At 61.4% G+C, this 15,183-nt stretch carries 13 protein-coding genes; 3 read left to right on the forward strand and 10 right to left on the reverse strand.

The annotated features are described in order from the left end of the window. The first annotated feature begins 135 nt into the window (after window positions 1-135). On the forward strand, window positions 136-1,215 hold the full coding sequence (locus GCM43_RS09875) for an alpha/beta hydrolase (RefSeq protein WP_193315588.1): 1,080 nt from the start codon (window positions 136-138) through the stop codon (window positions 1,213-1,215). 56 nt (window positions 1,216-1,271) lie between these two features. Here GCM43_RS09875 and secA read toward each other — a convergent pair whose 3' ends face one another. Beyond that, window positions 1,272-4,040 carry a preprotein translocase subunit SecA gene (secA, locus tag GCM43_RS09880; RefSeq protein ID WP_152243734.1) on the reverse strand — a complete coding sequence of 923 codons (2,769 nt, stop codon included), beginning with the start codon at window positions 4,038-4,040 and terminating at the stop codon, window positions 1,272-1,274. Window positions 4,041-4,292: 252 nt separating this feature from the next. On the opposite strand from secA, the gene GCM43_RS09885 reads away from it, so the two are divergent. Continuing rightward, entirely contained in the window at window positions 4,293-4,805 is a 513-nt protein-coding gene (locus GCM43_RS09885; RefSeq protein ID WP_152243736.1) for a DciA family protein, read from the forward strand. 91 nt (window positions 4,806-4,896) lie between these two features. Here the strand turns inward: GCM43_RS09885 and lpxC are convergent, their stop codons facing one another. From lpxC to GCM43_RS09900, 3 genes are all read right to left on the reverse strand, one after another. Next, window positions 4,897-5,832, reverse strand: coding sequence for a UDP-3-O-acyl-N-acetylglucosamine deacetylase (gene lpxC / locus GCM43_RS09890; protein ID WP_152243738.1), 936 nt, complete (start codon window positions 5,830-5,832; stop codon window positions 4,897-4,899). A gap of 57 nt (window positions 5,833-5,889) precedes the next feature. Further along, window positions 5,890-6,732, reverse strand: a complete 843-nt coding sequence (locus GCM43_RS09895; RefSeq protein WP_152243740.1) for a DMT family transporter — start codon at window positions 6,730-6,732, stop codon at window positions 5,890-5,892. A 150-nt stretch (window positions 6,733-6,882) separates the two neighbouring features. Next, window positions 6,883-7,653, reverse strand: coding sequence for a helix-turn-helix transcriptional regulator (locus GCM43_RS09900; RefSeq protein ID WP_152243742.1), 771 nt, complete (start codon window positions 7,651-7,653; stop codon window positions 6,883-6,885). A 119-nt stretch (window positions 7,654-7,772) separates the two neighbouring features. On the opposite strand from GCM43_RS09900, the gene GCM43_RS09905 reads away from it, so the two are divergent. Next, window positions 7,773-8,540 (forward strand): class I SAM-dependent methyltransferase, encoded by a 768-nt coding sequence (locus GCM43_RS09905; RefSeq protein ID WP_152243744.1) that lies wholly within the window; start codon window positions 7,773-7,775, stop codon window positions 8,538-8,540. A 119-nt stretch (window positions 8,541-8,659) separates the two neighbouring features. Here the strand turns inward: GCM43_RS09905 and GCM43_RS09910 are convergent, their stop codons facing one another. The 6 genes from GCM43_RS09910 to murC all read right to left on the reverse strand — a co-directional run bounded on the left by GCM43_RS09910 (window position 8,660) and on the right by murC (window position 15,173). Beyond that, entirely contained in the window at window positions 8,660-9,166 is a 507-nt protein-coding gene (locus GCM43_RS09910; RefSeq protein WP_152243746.1) for a peroxiredoxin, read from the reverse strand. A 172-nt stretch (window positions 9,167-9,338) separates the two neighbouring features. Then, the gene (gene ftsZ, locus GCM43_RS09915; RefSeq protein ID WP_152243748.1) at window positions 9,339-10,547 is read right to left on the reverse strand and encodes a cell division protein FtsZ; all 1,209 of its coding nucleotides are present in this window, start codon (window positions 10,545-10,547) and stop codon (window positions 9,339-9,341) included. 158 nt (window positions 10,548-10,705) lie between these two features. After that, window positions 10,706-11,938, reverse strand: coding sequence for a cell division protein FtsA (gene ftsA, locus GCM43_RS09920; protein ID WP_152243750.1), 1,233 nt, complete (start codon window positions 11,936-11,938; stop codon window positions 10,706-10,708). 52 nt (window positions 11,939-11,990) lie between these two features. After that, complete coding sequence (locus GCM43_RS09925; protein WP_152243752.1) at window positions 11,991-12,803, reverse strand: cell division protein FtsQ/DivIB; 813 nt, start codon at window positions 12,801-12,803, stop codon at window positions 11,991-11,993. A gap of 4 nt (window positions 12,804-12,807) precedes the next feature. Continuing rightward, complete coding sequence (locus GCM43_RS09930; protein ID WP_193315589.1) at window positions 12,808-13,776, reverse strand: D-alanine--D-alanine ligase; 969 nt, start codon at window positions 13,774-13,776, stop codon at window positions 12,808-12,810. Between the two features lie 2 nt (window positions 13,777-13,778). Beyond that, the gene (gene murC / locus GCM43_RS09935) at window positions 13,779-15,173 is read right to left on the reverse strand and encodes a UDP-N-acetylmuramate--L-alanine ligase (RefSeq protein ID WP_152243754.1); all 1,395 of its coding nucleotides are present in this window, start codon (window positions 15,171-15,173) and stop codon (window positions 13,779-13,781) included. Window positions 15,174-15,183: the final 10 nt, after the last annotated feature.

Here is a 15,183-nt window from a genome sequence, read left to right on the forward strand (position 1 = left end):
CTATGCTTGGGTGCGTTGGCAGCCTGCACCACAACAGGGCCATTTGCCCTGACTGGCGCAGCAGAACGTGTAATCAGCGAAGAAGTAGCAGCGAGAGCAATGCAACCGCCGCCGGCGCCTGCCCCAAGATCAGCAATGCCCGATGCCTTTGGCGGCGCTGAAGCATCTTTCAGCAGCAGTGCGGCGGCGGCCGGCGCAGTGGCCGGCGGCATGGCCAAGCGCGAAAAAAATGCCCTGCTGCTGACCGTGTACTATGCCACCGACCGGCAGTACCGGCCAGCCGACAAGAAATATGGCTGGCAGCCGAATCGGGCCGCACCGCATCTAAGCTATGGCAGCGTACAGGTCAGCGTCCCCATCGAGCGTGTGCCCGGCACGCTGCCGCTGCGCCCCTGGTACGACATGGTGCCCAGCAACGACGCCGGACAATATGTACTGGTAAAGCAAATCGCACGCTGGTCGCGCAGCACCTTCCTGCGTGCAGTCAAGGCGGGGCTGGCGGCAGATCCGACGAGCCGGGCCGCCTTTATCTATATCCACGGCTACAGCAACACCTTCGATGAGGCGGCCAGCCGCACAGCACAGATGGCGGTCGACCTCGATATCGACGCCATCCCCGTGTTTTACAGTTGGCCCTCGAAGGGCACGCTGGCCGGCTATGCCTATGACCAGAATTCGGTTGAATGGACGCAAGCCCATCTGCAGCAGTTCCTGAGCGACTTCGCCGATCATACGGGCGTCACCGACATCTACATCATCGCCCACAGCATGGGCAACCGTCCGATGACGCTGGCGCTAGCCAGCCTGCTCGAGCAGCGCGCCGATCTGCTGCCACGCTTCAGGCAGATAGTGCTGGCCGCGCCCGACATCAATGCCGATGTGTTTCGCGAACAGATCGCGCCCCGCTTTGCCAACTTGAAGCTGCCGGTGACGCTGTATGCCTCCGCCAACGATAAGGCCATGCGTGCCTCCTACGGCTTTGCCGACTGGCGCCGCATCGGCGATATCAGCCCGCCCGTGACGGCCATCGACGGCCTGGAACTGATCGATGCCTCCTCGGTGACAATGAATTTCATGGGCCATGACTATTTCGCCAGCAACCGTGCGCTGCTGACCGATATCGCCACCCTGTTCAAGACTGGGCAGCGCGCCAGCAAGCGCGGCGGCTTGCGCGGCATGCCGGCTACCGCACCGTTATACTGGGCGTTTCCCTGAGCGCCGCGCAAAAAAACGGAGACCGCAGTCTCCGTTCTTGCTTCAGGCCATCATGCTTAGGCGAGCTTGCCGTGACACGCCTTGTATTTCTTGCCGCTGCCGCAAGGGCATGGGTCGTTGCGGCCCACTTTGACGCCCATGCTCACGCTCATGTCGTCGACATAATCGGCAGCGTCGCCGCTTGCCGGCGCCAGCAGCTCTTCCGGCGCCGCGTTCGGGTCGAACGTGGAATGCTGGTAGTGCACGTTTTCCACGTGCGACTGCTGCATGGCCGCTTCGGCCGCGTCGACTTCTTCGCGCGACTGGATACGCACCGTCATGACATGCTTGGTGACGTCGTTCTTGATCATGTCGAGCATCTGGCCGAACAGTTCAAACGCTTCGCGCTTGTATTCCTGTTTCGGGTTTTTCTGTGCGTAGCCGCGCAGGTGGATACCCTGGCGCAGATGGTCGAGCGCCGCCAGATGTTCGCGCCAGTGCGTGTCGACGCTTTGCAGCATGACATTGCGCTCGAAGCCGCCAAACGATTCCTTGCCGACGATATCGATCTTCGACTGGTACACGGCGTCGGCCGCGGCCAGCACTTTTTCCACGATCTCTTCGTCCGTCAGGTTCGGCTCGGCATCCAGCAAGGCCTGCAGCGGAATGTCCAGCAGCCATTCGCCGGCCAGCACTTTTTCCAGGCCCTTGATGTCCCACTGCTCTTCCACCGATTCCGGCGGCACGTAAGCCTGTACCAGGTCGGTAAATACGCCGTGGCGCAAGGACGCGATCATTTCCGAAATATCGGTCGCTTCGAGCAGGTCGTTACGCTGCTGGTAGATCACTTTGCGCTGGTCGTTGGCCACGTCATCGTATTCGAGCAACTGCTTGCGGACATCGAAGTTGCGTGCCTCGACCTTGCGCTGCGCCGATTCGATCGAACGCGACACGATGCCTGCCTCGATCGGCTCGCCTTCCGGCATTTTCAGGCGGTCCATCACGGCGCGTACGCGGTCGCCGGCAAAGATGCGCAGCAGCGCGTCGTCGAGCGACAGGTAGAAACGCGACGAACCCGGATCACCCTGGCGACCGGCGCGGCCGCGCAGCTGATTGTCGACGCGGCGCGATTCGTGGCGTTCGGTGCCGATAATGTGCAGGCCACCGGCTTCGACCACGTGGTCATGCAGCGACTGCCACTCATCGCGCAGCTGCTTCGCTTGCGCTGCCTTGTCGGCGTCGCTCAGTTCGGCATTGGCTTCGATAAATTTGACCTGGTTTTCCACATTGCCGCCCAACACGATGTCGGTACCGCGACCGGCCATGTTGGTGGCGATGGTAATGGCTTTCGGACGACCGGCCTGAGCGATGATTTCCGCTTCGCGTGCATGCTGTTTCGCATTGAGCACGTTATGCGGCAGCTTGGCCTTGTCCAGAATACCCGACAGCAGTTCCGAGTTCTCGATTGAGGTGGTACCCACCAGCACCGGCTGGCCGCGCTCGTAGCAATCGCGGATATCGACTACCATGGCGTTGTATTTCTCGGCCGACGACTTGTAGACCTGATCCTGGCGGTCCTTGCGCTGCAGCGGACGGTTCTGTGGAATCACCACCGTTTCCAGGCCATAGATTTCCTGGAACTCGTACGCTTCGGTATCGGCCGTACCGGTCATGCCGGCCAGCTTGGAATACATGCGGAAGTAATTCTGGAAGGTGATCGAGGCCAGCGTCTGGTTCTCGTTCTGGATCTTGACGCCTTCCTTCGCTTCGACAGCTTGGTGCAGACCGTCGGACCAGCGACGGCCTGTCATCAGGCGGCCGGTAAATTCATCGACGATCACTACTTCATTGTTCTGCACCACATAGTGCTGATCCTTGAAGTACAGTGCATGGGCGCGCAGGGCAGCATACAGATGGTGCACCAACGTGATATTGGCCGAGTCGTAGAGCGAGGCGCCTTCCGGCAGCAGGCCCAGTTCGGTCATGATGCGTTCGGCTTTTTCATGGCCGGCTTCGGTCAGCAGCACCTGATGCGCTTTTTCATCTTTGGTATAGTCGCCCGGCACTTCCACCTTGCCTTTGCCGTCCGGCGTTTCTTCGCCGATCTGCAAGGTCAACAGGCTAGGCACTTCATTGATCTTGTGATACATGTCGGTATGGCTTTCAGCCTGGCCCGAAATGATCAAAGGCGTACGCGCCTCGTCGATCAGGATCGAGTCGACTTCATCGACGATGCCGAAGTTCAGAGCACGTTGCACGCGGTCGCGCGCTTCGTAGACCATATTGTCGCGCAGGAAGTCGAAACCGAATTCGTTGTTGGTGCCGTAGGTAATGTCGGAGTTGTACGCCTGTTGCTTGGCGCTGTGCTCCATCTGCGACATATTCACGCCGGTCGTCAAACCCAGCCAGCCATACAGGCGGCCCATGGTTTCGGCATCGCGCTGGGCCAGGTAATCATTGACCGTCACGATATGGACGCCCTTGCCGGACAGCGCGTTGAGGTAGGCTGGCAGGGTTGCCATCAGGGTCTTGCCCTCGCCCGTGCCCATCTCGGCGATCTTGCCGTAATGGAGCACCATGCCGCCGATCATCTGCACATCGAAGTGGCGCATGCGCAGCACGCGCTTGCTGGCCTCGCGGCAGACGGCAAATGCTTCGACCAGCAGGGAGTCGAGCGATTCGCCACCGGCGATGCGTTCTTTGAAGGCAGGCGTCTTCGCTTGCAGCTCGGCATCCGACAGCTTTTCGATGACCGGCTCGAGCGCGTTGATCTCGCGTACCGTTTTTTGGTATTGCTTGAGCAGCCGCTGGTTGCGGCTACCGAAAATCTGGGTCAGTAATGACATGCTTGAATTCTTGAAAAAACGCCGTTAAAAAAAGCTCGGTAACCGGACCGCGAGTAACTGTTCGCATGACCGCACGGAGTTCGACTATGGCAAAAGACGATGATTTTATCATGCGTTCCCCGGAAGGTTGGGACTATGCACTATATAACAATAGCTTTAAGACAAACAAATGCTGGAAAATACGGACATTTTCCATGGAGTAAGTTCCACCGGCATGCCGACAGCCTTGGGCGAATATGGTATGTTTCGGCCATGCGAACTCCCACCTATACACCGGCGCCACGGCGCAGCTATGGCTTTTACCGCGCAGGGCCCAGCGTGACCGGCGCCACCGACCTGCTGCGCAGCAATGCCGTGATGGCCGCATTGATGCCGACCGTGCGGCGCCTGGCATCCCTGCAGAAAGACTGCGCCCTAGCTTTGCCGGCCATGTTCGAGCATTGCGATATTCTGCAGTTCGAAGGGGGCCAGCTGGTGCTGGCCATACCCAACGCGGCACTGGCCGCCAAGCTCAAGCAGCAACTGCCGAAGCTGCAGGCAGAACTGGAAAGAAAGGGCTGGCAGATTTCCGCCATCAAGCTGAAAGTTCAAGTCATCAAGAGCATTGCGCCGATTGTCCACACGCGCGCGCTGGTATTGCCGGAAAAAGCCATGACAGCGCTCGAGGAACTGAGCACCGTTCTGCCGGCGTCAAAACAGAATCAGGATCTGATTGCCGCGCTGCAGCGCTTGGTGCGCCATCACCGAGAAGGTAGGTCGGATTAGGCCCCGAGGGGCCGTAATCCGACAACATTGTTGGCGTCAGCGGTGTTGTCGGATTACGCCTGGCTGCGCCAGGCTAATCCGACCTACGTCTTCACGTAAGCGACCACTCGCGTTCCATCTGGCGTAAATAAGACTGCGGCGCCGCTTCATTGGTGGCAAACGAAACGATCTCGTAGGCATCGGGCTGCTCAAGCAGCGCCAGCAGCAGCTGGTTGTTCAGGGCATGGCCGGATTTATGGGCAGTGTAATAGGCCAGCAGCGGATGGCCGACCAGGTACAGGTCGCCAATCGCGTCGAGGATCTTGTGGCGCACGAATTCGTCTTCGTAGCGCAGGCCATCGGCGTTGAGGATGCGGTACTCGTCCATCACGATGGCGTTTTCCAATGAGCCGCCACGGGCCAGGCCCATGCCGCGCAGGCTTTCCACATCCTGCATGAAGCCGAACGTGCGTGCGCGCGCCACATCGTGGATATACGATACGTCGCCGAAATCGACCGAGGCGCGCTGCATCGTGCCATCGACGGCCGGGTGATTGAATTCAATAAAGAAGTCGAGCTTGAAGCCGTCGTACGGCGTCAGGCGCGCCCACTTCTCGGCGTCGCCCTTGCCATGACGCACTTCGACCGGCTTGATCACCTTGATGAATTTCTTGGCCGCCGCCTGCTCTTCCACGCCGGCTTGCTGCAGCAGGAATACAAACGAGGAAGCCGAGCCGTCCATGATGGGAATTTCTTCGGCATTCACGTCGATATACATGTTGTCGATGCCGAGACCGGCCGCAGCCGACATCAGGTGCTCCACCGTCGAGACGCGTGCGCCGTCCTTGATCAGCACCGAGGCCATGCGTGTATCGCCCACGGCCATCGCGCTGGCGGGAAACTCCACCACGGGCGACAGGTCGACGCGGCGAAACACGATGCCCGTGTCAATCGCGGCCGGACTCAGGGTCAGCTCGACCTTGGTGCCCGAGTGCAAACCGACACCGATGGTGCGGACCGATTGTTTGATAGTGCGTTGTTTTAACATGCCCAGATTATAGCCAGTTGCAGCCCGGCATGCTGCGCCGCTCCAAAAAATGCCGGCTCAGGGATGCTCACTTTCCACATGCACCGCTTCGCGCCGCACCAGGTAAATGCCGCTGCCGATAATAATGACCGCGCCGATCAGGGTGTACTGGTCGGGCAAGGTCTGCCACAGCAGCCAGTCCAGCCCCATGCCCCAGGCCAGCGCCGAGTATTCGAACGGCGCCACGCTCGACGCCTTGCCGCTGCGGAACGCTTCGGTAATCGCCAGCTGTCCCAGAAAGCCGCTGACCGACAGGCCCGCCAGCAGCAGCCAGTCTGCGCGCCGGATCGGCAGCCACTCGTGCCAGGCCAGCGCCACGCCGCCGGCCGCCATCATGACCATCAGCCAGAACACCATGCTTTCGCTGGCATCGGTACGGCTCAGGATGCGCACGGCAATGGCTGAAATGGCGTAGCAGGCGGCAGCGGCCAGCACGGCCAGGCCAGCCAGTGAAAAAAATTCGCCGCCGCTGGGGCGCAGCACCACCAGCACGCCCAGCAGACCGACGGCAATCGCGCACCAGCGCGCCAGGTCTACCCGCTCTTTCAGGATCAGCACCGACAACGCGGTAATCAACATCGGGGCGATAAAGAACAGCGAATACGCTTCGGCCAGCGACAAACGCTTCAGGCCATAGGCAAACAGCGTGATCATGGCCACGCCCAGCGCACCGCGCAACAGGTGCAGCGACCAGCGCACCTTGAGCACGCGACCAAAAGCGCCGCGATAGAACAGATACAGGCATACCAGCGGCAGGGAAGTGAGCGCACGCAAGGCGGTGACCTGCATCGCGGGATAGGTTTCGGACAGCAGCTTCATGGCCGTGTCCATCAGGGAAAACAGGCCGGCAGCGGCCAGCATCGCGTAGATGCTGCGCAGATTGGGATTGGAAGTATGCAGAACAGACTCCTGGCGGGAGCTAAACCGTCATCATGGCGACGGCCGGAGCCAGGACCGGGCAGCCGGGGCAGGCAGCAAGCGATCGCTGCCATTATAGCAAGCGTTCTCCTGTTACAAGGCAGGCAGCAGCATCACCAGTTTGAGCTCATGCTGGCGCGCCAGGTGCAGCGTGACCTGGTGAAAGCTGAGCGCGCCCAGCGCCGGATGGCTAAAATTGCGCAAGCCGCCATCCCGGCCCTGCACCTGCTGTGCATCCCACCATAGCCGGAACTCGGTGCTGGCATCGGCCAGTTCGGCAATCAGCCCGGCCAGCGGCGCCTGGTCGGCGTGGCGGCCGATATCGGCGCGAAACTCGGCGACCAGCCGGCGCGCGCGCTCGGGCCAGTCGATTACCAGCGCGCGCGACTGTGGTGACAGGAACATGAAACGCAGCTGGTTGGGCGCTGCTTCGCCATCGAGCCAGCCGGCAAACAGTTCGGTGGCACGCGCGTTCCAGGCCACCGCATTCCATTGCCGGTCCAGGATATACGCGGGCGCATCGATGGCGGCCACGATGCCGGCCAGTTCGGCCGCTGCCGGTCCTTCGCTTTCGCCCGCGCCATGGCTGGGATCGGCCTTGTCGGCCACCTCGAACAGATAAGCGCGCTCGGCAGCGCTCAGCTGCAGTACCTGCGCCAGGCGCGCCAGCAAGCGGCTTGAGGCCGATACGGGACGGCCCTGCTCGAGCCAGGTCAGCCAGGTCGGGCTGACTTCGACCAGTTGCGCCAGTTCCTCGCGGCGCAAGCCCGGCGTGCGGCGCCGTCCGCCGCCAGGCAGGCCGGCCATGGCAGGCGTGACAGCCTCGCGCCGGGCGCGGATAAATTCAGCAAGCTTGTGCGACATGGCAGCCTTGAAGGTGGTAGCAGGGTAGTAAATATACCAGTATAAGTTCTTGTCTTGTTACAGGATAAGAGAAGCACTATTCTGCAGCAACACCATCATTTCACCGCCAGGAGAACACCATGCACCAGCAAGATGTCGTCGCCGAACAGTTCGGCAAGACCGCCAATGCCTACCTCAGCAGCGCTATCCATGCGCAAGGGCTGGACCTGGTAGTGATGCAGGAATGTGCGCGCCGCCACGGCCGGCCGCAAGTGCTGGACCTGGGCTGCGGCGCCGGCCACGCAAGTTTTGCCGTGGCGCCCGTGGCCGAATCGGTGGTGGCCTACGATATCGCGCCGCAGATGCTCGATGTGGTCGAACACGCGATGGCGCAGCGCGGCCTGCACAATATCAGCACGCAACAGGGCGACGTGGCCAGCCTGCCGTTTGCCGACGCCAGCTTCGACATGGTCGTCACGCGTTTTTCAGCCCATCACTGGAACGATGTGGCCGGAGCGCTCAGCGAAGCGTGGCGCGTGCTGCGTCCGAACGGTACTTTGCTGGTAGTCGATATCGTGGCGCCGAAAACCGCGCTCTACGACACCACCTTGCAGGCGGTGGAAATGCTGCGCGACGCCTCGCACGTGCGCGACTACCGCACCTGCGAATGGGGCGCCAAATTTGACAATGCGGGATTCACGCACCAGTTGCGCAGCGTATGGAAGCTGCCGATGCAGTTCGATCAGTGGGTGGCGCGCATGCGCACACCAAGCGAGCGCGTGGCGGCGATCCGCCACCTGTTCGACGGCGCACCAGAAGAAGCGCGCCGTTACTTTGCGGTGCAGGACGATTACTCGTTCAGCATAGATGCCGCCTTGTTCGAGGCGACCAAGCCGCAGGTGCAATAAATCCGGTGCTCAATGATCGTCGGCCGGGTAGGTCGGGTGGGGCGGGTAGGTCGGATTAGCGCGCAAGCGCGTAATCCGACAACACCCGCAACGCCAACAATGTCGTCGGATTACGGTGTTTACGCCAGCTGACCCAGCAGCGTTTCCGCATTCGACACTTCAAACTTGCCGCCCTGCTCGATGTTCAGCTGCGTCACCACGCCGTTGTCGACCAGCAGCGAGTAGCGCTGCGAGCGGGTGCCCATGCCGAATTTCGAGAAGTCGGCGTCCAGGCCCAGCGCCTTGCTGTAGGCGGCATTGCCGTCAGCCATCATGCGTACGATGCCGGTGGCTTTCTGGTCGCGGCCCCAGGCGCCCATCACGAACGCGTCGTTGACCGAGATGCACCAGATTTCATCGACGCCCTTGGCTTTCAGTTCTTCGGCGTGCTGCACATAGCCTGGCACGTGCTGTGCCGAGCAGGTTGGCGTGTAGGCGCCTGGCAGGCCGAAGATGGCGATTTTCTTGCCCTTGACCAGGTCTTGCACGTTGAACGTGTTCGGGCCCAGCGCGCAGCCTTCGGTTTCGTTTTCGATGAATTCTGCCAGGGTGCCTTCAGGCAGGGTGTCGCCGATCTTGATGGTCATATGGACTCCTTTTTTATGCGGTGATTGGGGGGAGACCGGCGCGCGGCCGGTACTGCGCGACAGTATGCCTGACTCGCCTGGTTTATGCACAGGCCAGCAAAAAAGGCAAAGCTCCCACTCAAAAAAACGGCGATCCGAAGATCGCCGTTCACTGTTGTCTGCTGCTGCCAGATCAATCGGCCTGCTTGCGCAGGAAAGCCGGAATATCGTACGTTTCCATGCCATTTTTTTCCATCGCACGCACCTGCTCGGAAGCCGATTCGCGGCGCCATACGGCTGGCGCTTTCATGCCGTCAAAGCCTGGCGCCGGTGCTGCCACGCCGACGCTGGCGGCAACAGCCTGCGCGCCACCGAGCGACGCCGATGGCGTCAGCGGGGTGTTGTGGGTACCGGTGCGCAGCACTTGCTGCGGTACCAGCTGGATGTTTTTCTTGGCGCGGCCCAGGCCCGTTGCCACCACGGTCACGCGGATATCGTCGCCCATGGCGTCGTCGTAGGCGATACCTTGTGCAATCGATGCATCGGGTGCGGCAAAGGCGCGCACGGCCGCCATGACTTCCTTGATCTCCTTGCCCTTCAGGCCGCGGCTGGCCGTGACGTTGACCAGCACGCCGCGCGCACCGGACAGGTCGATGCCGTCGAGCAGCGGCGAAGCGACTGCCTGTTCGGCTGCAATGCGCGCACGGTCCACGCCCGAAGCGGTAGCGGTACCCATCATGGCCTTGCCCTGCTCGCCCATAATGGTTTTCACGTCATTGAAGTCGACGTTGATATGGCCAGGCACGTTGATGATCTCGGCAATGCCGGCCACCGCGTTGTTGAGCACATCGTCGGCATGCTGCATCCATTCGAGCATGCTTTCGTCTTCGTAGATCTCTTCCAGTTTTTCATTGAGGATGATGATCAACGAGTCGACGTGCAAGGACAGCTGTTCGAGGCCTTCGTCGGCGATGTCCATGCACTTCTGGCCTTCGTACGAGAACGGCTTCGAGACCACGGCCACGGTCAGCGCGCCCAGTTCCTTGGCCACTTCGGCCACGATCGGCGCAGCGCCGGTACCGGTGCCGCCGCCCATGCCTGCAGCGATAAACACCATGTGCGCGCCGCGCAGGGAATCGGCGATGCGACCGCGCGACTCTTCCGCGAGCTGGCGGCCGACGGCCGGCTTCATGCCTGCGCCCAGGCCGGTATCGCCGATCTGGATAATATTGTCGGCCTTGGAAGTCGACAGGGCCTGGGCGTCGGTATTGGCGGCAATGAACTCCACGCCCGACATGCCCTTGTTGATCATGTGTTGCACTGCATTGCCACCCGCACCGCCGACGCCGACCACCTTGATGACGGTACCTAAAGCTGTGTTATCGACCATATCGAACTCCATGATGTGCTCCTATCAGAATGCGCTTTCCAAGCGCCAGGCCTCATATGTGTAGGAGATCTGGAGATTGAAAACCGCAAGTAAATATTAAATGAATGTTGTACTTGCTGTGTTGTATCTGTGCTACCGAAAATCTGTGCTGCCGGGCAAACTGCAGGCCCTTAAAAATTCCCTAAAAACCATTCTTTCATCCGCTGCCAGACTGCCTTCACCGAACCGTCCTGACGCGTCACGATATGGCCGCGCAGATATTGCTTCTTCGCTTCGAGCAACAGGCCAAGCACGGTGGCGTAGCGCGGACTGCGCACCACGTCGGCCAGCTGGCCGCGATACTCCGGCGTGCCCAAGCGCGCCGGTTTCAAAAAGATATCTTCGGCCATTTCCACCATGCCGGGCATGATGGCCGTACCGCCGGTCAGTACGATGCCCGACGACAGCACGCCTTCATAACCGGATTCGCGCACCACCTGGTGCACCATCGCAAACAGTTCCTCGACACGCGGCTCGATCACGGCGGCCAGCGCCTGGCGCGACAGGTTGCGCGGACCGCGGTCGCCCAGGCCTGGCACTTCCAGCGACTCGCCCGGATCGGCCAGCACCTGCTTGGCCACGCCATAGCGCATCTTGATCTCTTCAGCTTCGGCAGTCGGGGTGCGCAAGGCCATCGCGATATCGTTGGTGATCTGGTCGCCGGCAATCGGGATCACGGCCGTATGGCGGATCGCGCCATCGGAAAACACCGCCACGTCGGTGGTACCACCGCCGATGTCGATCAAAACCACGCCCAACTCTTTTTCGTCCGGCGTGAGCACCGCGTCGGCCGACGCCATCGGCTGCAGGATCAGGTCCGATACTTCCAGGCCGCAGCGGCGCACGCACTTGACGATGTTCTGCACGGCCGACACGGCACCGGTCACGATATGCACCTTGACCTCCAGGCGGATACCGCTCATGCCGATCGGCTCGCGCACATCTTCCTGGCTGTCGACGATGAATTCCTGCGGCACCGTATGCAGCAATTGCTGGTCGGTCGGAATGTTAACCGCTTTCGCCGTCTCGATGACGCGCGCTACGTCGGTGGCCGTCACCTCCTTGTCCTTGATGGCCACCATGCCGCTCGAATTGAAGCTGCGGATATGGCTGCCGGCAATGCCCGCATAGACATTGCGGATCTTGCAGTCGGCCATCAGCTCGGCTTCTTCGAGCGCGCGCTGGATCGATTCGACCGTCGCCTCGATGTTGACCACCACGCCTTTTTTCAGGCCCTTCGATTCGTGCTGGCCCAGCCCGATCACTTCGTGGCGTCCATCGGACATCACTTCGGCCACCACCGCCACCACTTTCGAGGTGCCGATGTCGAGACCGACGATCAGGTTTTTCGCGTCTTTTGTCATTTCTGTCGCCTAATTTTTTGGGCTATTGTTAATTGGCTCGGTCTGTCGACCATCAAGCCGGTTTTTTAATAGGAACAGCTGGTTTCTTCTTCATGATCGGCTTGCCATTCTTGCCCTCTGCCGGGATCACCAATCCGGCAGAACTGAGGGCCAGGCCGTTCTGGTAACGCATATCGATCGTGTCGATATTTTCCAGGCGGCTGGCCAGCTGCGGATAAATTCCCACCAGCCGGTCCACGCGCGCCTTGAGCGTGGTGTGATTCTGTTCGCGTCCCAGCGCCACGCTCATGCCGTTATCGAGCGTGACGGTCCACGCATAACGGCTCGACAGCGACACCGTGGCCGGCTTCATCTTCAGCGGCGCAAACCACTTCTGCAACTGCCCGTAGGTACTCAATACTTCCTTCTCGCTGCCATCGGGTCCATAGAACGCCGGCAGCTCATGGTCGTCTTCCGCTTCGGCCACGTTGGCGGTAAACACATCGCCCTTGACCGACAGCAGCCGCCCGTCTTCGCCCCAGGTGCCGAGCGCATCGTGCTCTTCGAGCGCCACGATCAGCTGGTTAGGCCACTCGCGGCGCACGCTGGCGCGGCGCACCCAGGGTACCGACTCGAACACCGAACGCACGCTGTCCAGATTGGCGGTAAAAAAATTGCCCTTGATGCGCCCTTGTACGCCGCCGCGCAGGGTCAGGATATTCACGTGCCGCAGGCCCTGCCCGTCCGCGCTTTCCACCTTCACGGTGCGCAGGTCGAACATCGGGCGCTGCGAGACCCACCAGACGCCGGCGGCCACGCACACGACCAGCACAAAGGCGAGCAGGCCGTTGGCTGTCGTATTGAGGCTTTTAGCGTCATGCCACATCGTCTCAGCCCTCTGCCTTGGCCAGTTTCAGGCGCGCCGTCGCCACGATTTCCAGGCACAGGTCTTCATAGCTGATGCCGACCGCGCGCGCCGCCATCGGCACCAGCGAATGGCTCGTCATGCCCGGCGAGGTATTGACCTCCAGCAGGAACAATTTGCTGTCGGACTCGCGCATCAGCACATCGACGCGGCCCCAGCCCTCGCAACCGAGCGCGCGATAGGCCTCGACCGCAATGCGCGACATATCGGCCAGGATCGCTTCATCGAGCTGCGGCGGGCAGAAATACTGCGTCACATCGGTGAAATACTTGTTCTGGTAATCGTAATTGCCTTGCGGCGCGACGATCTCGATGGGTGGCAGCGCACGCGCGCCGGCGCCGTGGCCAAGGATGGCGACCGTGAACTCGCGGCCCTGCACAAACTCCTCTGCCAGCACCGCATCATCGAGACCAGCGGCGACATCATAGGCCGCCTTGAAATCTTCTGCCGCACGAACCGTCGTGATGCCGATGCTCGAGCCTTCATGGGGTGGCTTGACGATCAACGGCAGGCCCAGTTGCTGCACTACTTTGGCCAGATCGGACTGATCGTCGAGCACCGCGTAGTTCGGCGTGGGCAGCTTGTGCATCAGCCAGATCAGCTTGGTATACACCTTGTCCATGCCGATCGCGCAGGCCATCACGCCGCTGCCGGTATAGGGAATGCCCAGTTGTTCGAGCGCCCCTTGCAGGCTGCCGTCTTCGCCGTAACGCCCGTGCAGCGCGATAAAGACGCGATCAAAACGTTCAGCGGCCAGTTCGGCCAGCGAACGCTCGCCCGTGTCGAAGCCGTGTGCATCGACGCCGCGGCTCAGCAAAGCGGCCAGCACGCCGCTGCCGGACATCAGCGACACTTCGCGCTCGGCCGAACGGCCGCCGAACAGGACGCCGACCTTGCCCAATTGTTTGATATCGATAGCGGAAGCTTGGTTCACGGTCAGGCCTTTACAGAGTACTTGGTAAGTTGGTTGGGAATACCGCTGATCGAACCGGCGCCCATGGTCAGCACCACGTCGCCATCGCGCGCCACGCTCATGATGGTGTCGGCCATGTCGCTCATCGATTCGACAAAAATCGGCTCGACCTTGCCGCGCGCGCGCAGTGCATGCGCCAGCGAGCGGCCGTCGGCAGCGACAATCGGCGCTTCGCCGGCCGCATACACTTCCGACAGCAGCAGCACGTCCGGCACAGCCAGTACCTTGACGAAGTCTTCGAACAGGTCGCGCGTGCGGCTGTAGCGGTGCGGCTGGAACGCCAGCACCAGGCGGCGGCCCGGATAGGCGGCGCGCGCGGCGGCCAGCGTGACTTCGGTTTCCACCGGATGGTGGCCGAAGTCGTCAACCAGCGCGAAGCTGCCGCCGGCCGGCAGCGCGATGTCGCCATAGCGGGTAAAGCGCCGGCCCACGCCGGAAAACTCGGCCAGACCTTGCTGGGTGGCGCTGTCGGCCACGCCGATTTCACGCGCAATGGCCACTGCCGAACAGGCATTTTGCACATTGTGCATGCCGGGCTGGTTCAATACGATGTCGAGGTCCGGATAGCCTTGCTGCAGCACCGTAAAATGCATCTGCAGACCGACAGCGCGCGCGTTGATGGCGCGTACCTGCGCGTCTTCGGCAAAGCCGTAGGTCGTCACTGGTTTGGTCACGTGCGGGATAATCGCGCGCACATGCGGATCGTCGATGCACAGCATGGCGCGGCCGTAGAACGGCAAACGGTGCGTGAACTGCACGAACGCCTGCTTGAGCTTTTCAAAATCGTGCTCGTAGGTGTCCATGTGATCGGCGTCGATATTGGTGATCACTTCGATCATCGGCGCCAGATTCAGGAACGAGGCATCCGATTCATCGGCTTCGGCCACCAGGTAGTCGCCCGAACCGAGCTTGGCGTTCGCGCCGGCGCTGGTCAGGCGCCCGCCGATGACAAACGTCGGATCGAGGCCGCCCTGCGCCAGCACCGAGGCCACCAGGCTGGTGGTGGTGGTCTTGCCGTGCGTGCCGGCAATCGCGATACCGCGCTTCAAACGCATCAGTTCGCCCAGCATCACGGCGCGCGGCACCAGCGGAATCTTGCGCGCACGCGCTGCCGCCACTTCCGGGTTATCGAACGGCACCGCGCCCGAGGTCACCACCGCGTCGGCGTCGCCGATGTTGTCAGCGGCGTGGCCCAGCATCACGGTCGCGCCCAGGCTGGCCAGGCGCTGCGTGGCCGCATTGCTGCCCAGGTCCGAACCGGACACCTTGTAGCCCAGGTTGACCAGCACTTCGGCGATGCCGCTCATGCCGCTGCCGCCAATGCCGACAAAGTGGATATTGTTTACTTTATGCTTCACAGACCATACC

This window comes from Janthinobacterium aquaticum (assembly GCF_009208565.1).
Taxonomy (GTDB): Bacteria; Pseudomonadota; Gammaproteobacteria; order Burkholderiales; family Burkholderiaceae_D; genus Janthinobacterium.